Origin of the sequence: Streptomyces sp. (assembly GCF_019510245.1) — a bacterium.
Lineage (GTDB): Bacteria > Actinomycetota > Actinomycetes > Streptomycetales > Streptomycetaceae > Streptomyces.
The window spans coordinates 1-2,472 of the sequence record NZ_JAEKKT010000473.1 but is presented as its reverse complement, the minus strand read 5'-3'; the positions used below and the strand labels follow the sequence as shown (position 1 = coordinate 2,472).

Sequence of the window (2,472 nt, the reverse complement as noted above, 5' to 3'; positions counted from 1 at the left end):
GCGTGAACGTGCAGGTCATCACCGACCCCGGCGGCCGGCTGCTGTGGCTCTCGCCCGCCCTGCCGGGCCGCACCCACGACCTGACCGCCGCCCGCACCCACCGGATCATCCGGATCTGCGAGCGCCAGGGCGTTCCCATCCTGGCCGATCTCGCCTATCAAGGCGGCGGACCATGGCTGACAACCGGCATCAAACGCAGACCCCTGAAGGAACTCACTCCCACCGAAAAGACCCTCAACCGGGCGCTGGCCGCAGCACGAGCGCCCGTCGAACGCGGTGTCGCGAGCCTGAAGTCCTGGCGGATCTTCCGCAGGTCCCGATGCAGCCCCAACCGCATGACGTCAATCGTCAAGGCCATCCTCACGCTGGAGCGGCAACGCTGAAGAAGCTCAGTGCGTTGTGGCAAACCGGATTTCGTTCGAGGTGTGCGGCGCGGGTGATCATCTGGACGGAGGTTCGGGTGCGGTCGCGGGCATGAAAGAACGGGCCCCTTGGTAGTGACGCGGTTACGACACCAGCACGACCAAGGAAGCCCGTTGCCCCATCAGTTGAGCAGTACCACTGTGTCTGCGTCCACCGCGGTCACCCCTGGGTGTGACTGCTACGTGCACCGGTTCGGTTCGATCGCTCCAGGACTGCGGGCGCGGTGCTATCCGAGTGACATGACGGATGCGGAGTGGGCCGAGGTCCGCGCCGCGATGCCGGTGCCGGCCTGGCTCCTCAAGCGGGGCGGGCGTCCGGAGGCGTACTGCCACCGCGAGATGCTCGACGCTGTGCGTTATCTGGTCGACAACGGTGTGAAGTGGACGGCCATGCCGGTCGATTTCCCTTACTGGCGGGCGGTCTACGACTTCTTCCGCCGCTGGCGGGCCTGCGACTACGTGCGTGAACTGCACGAACGCCTGCGACGTTCGGCGAGGGAACGCTCGGGCCGCAACACCGAGCCCAGCGCGGGAATCATCGACAGTCAGTCGGTGGACGCCTCCGAGACCGTCGGCGAGGACAGCCGCGGATACGACGGCGGCAAGTCACGTGACGGGCGCAAGCGCCACATCCTGACCGACACCGAGGGCCTGCTCCTTGAGGTGACCGTGACCACGGCCGATGTGCACGACTCCAAGGCCGCCCCCGCGCTGCTGGAGACATTCATGCAGCAGCCGGGCCGGCTGCTGAAACTGGTGTGGGTCGACAGCGCCTACCAGGGTCCGGCGCTGGCGAAGGCGTTCGCCCGCCACGGAGTCCGGACCGAGGTCGTGCGCCGATCCGACGGGCAACGCGGATTTGTCGTCCTGGCCCGCAGATGGGTGGTGGAGCGCACGCTGAGCTGGCTCTCCCGCTCACGCCGCCTCAACCGCGACCACGAACGCCGCCCCGACCACCACCAGCAGATGGTGTGGTGGGCCGCCGTGATCAGACTGTCCCGGCGCCTGGCCGCGGACGCTCCGCGCTGGCCGGAGAAACGCCCCGGCCGACTGCTGCGGGCGCGGGCATGAACCGTCCGTCCTGCGCCCGCACCAGCCAGCCCCGCTTCTCCAGCACGTAGGCACGGTGACGGATCTTCTCCACCTCGTTCTTGATCTCCGCCTCCCGGCCCACCGCCCGCGTCAGCTCCACCCCGTTCACCGGACCGGCAGCGGCCACCACCGCGGCGAACACCTCCCGATACAGGCCGCCGAGCACCTCCTCGCCCATACCCGACCGCCACACCGGCGGCCGCTCACCATGCCCCGCGCCGGGGCCGCCCGATGCCACGGCGGCAGCCGTCTCACCACCGGACGGCACGGAAACCGGCGTATTCACCGGGCTCTCCTCGGACAGCACCGACACGAGTTCCTCACGCCCCACCCGGGCCCGCTCGACCCGCTCCCGCGCGGCATCCACCTCCGCCTGAGCCTGCTCCAGGACCTCCGTCCAGGACTCCAGATCCTGCCTCGCCCGCGCCTCACGCCGTTCCATCAACCCCAGCACCGACGGCATCGCGACCTCCTCGATCAACAACAAACCGTCCGCTGCCTGCCCCTACCCCTCCGCGATCATGCCCCGCACACAAAGAAGCCCCTGCTCATCGAACAGGGACTCCCTTTGCCACAACGCACTGAAACATCGGGGGCGGGACAGCCTGGACAGTTACGACCTCGGGGGTAATAGTGATCGTCCCGGTTGGGCCGTGACATGAGAAGGGCCGCACGGGTTGGGTGAGTTGTGAAGCTGACCTGGGCCCGTGCGGCCTGCTCCCATCCTGCCCTGTCCGGGGTCTCCCGCGCACATTTCGGCGAGTTGTTCGCCGAACTCACCGGACCGTGGGAAGCGACCCGGCAGTCCACGCTTCGGGCAGCGCGCGGCGGGGAGCGCAAACGGGCGGAAGGGGCCGGCCGCAAGCCGAAGCTCGTCTTCTTCGAACGGCTGCTTCTCACCCTGGTCCACCTGCGACACCAGCTGCCGCACGAGGTGCTCGCCGAGCTCTTCGAGGTG

At 68.6% G+C, this 2,472-nt stretch carries 4 protein-coding genes; 3 read left to right on the top strand and 1 reads right to left on the bottom strand.

Annotated features, from left to right (window positions below):
* On the top strand, positions 1-383 hold a 383-nt coding region (locus JF597_RS54235; RefSeq protein WP_294014503.1), incomplete at its 5' end, for a transposase family protein.
* Between the two features lie 279 nt (positions 384-662).
* Positions 663-1,493 carry an IS5 family transposase gene (locus JF597_RS54230; protein ID WP_294014501.1) on the top strand — a complete coding sequence of 277 codons (831 nt, stop codon included), beginning with the start codon at positions 663-665 and terminating at the stop codon, positions 1,491-1,493.
* Here the strand turns inward: JF597_RS54230 and JF597_RS54225 are convergent.
* Positions 1,411-1,995 (bottom strand): hypothetical protein, encoded by a 585-nt coding sequence (locus JF597_RS54225; RefSeq protein WP_294014500.1) that lies wholly within the window; start codon positions 1,993-1,995, stop codon positions 1,411-1,413. The genes JF597_RS54230 and JF597_RS54225 overlap by 83 nt on opposite strands.
* Positions 1,996-2,202: 207 nt before the next feature.
* Here JF597_RS54225 and JF597_RS54220 point away from each other — a divergent pair.
* The coding region (locus tag JF597_RS54220; protein ID WP_294014498.1) for a transposase family protein at positions 2,203-2,472 on the top strand (270 nt) is incomplete at its 3' end.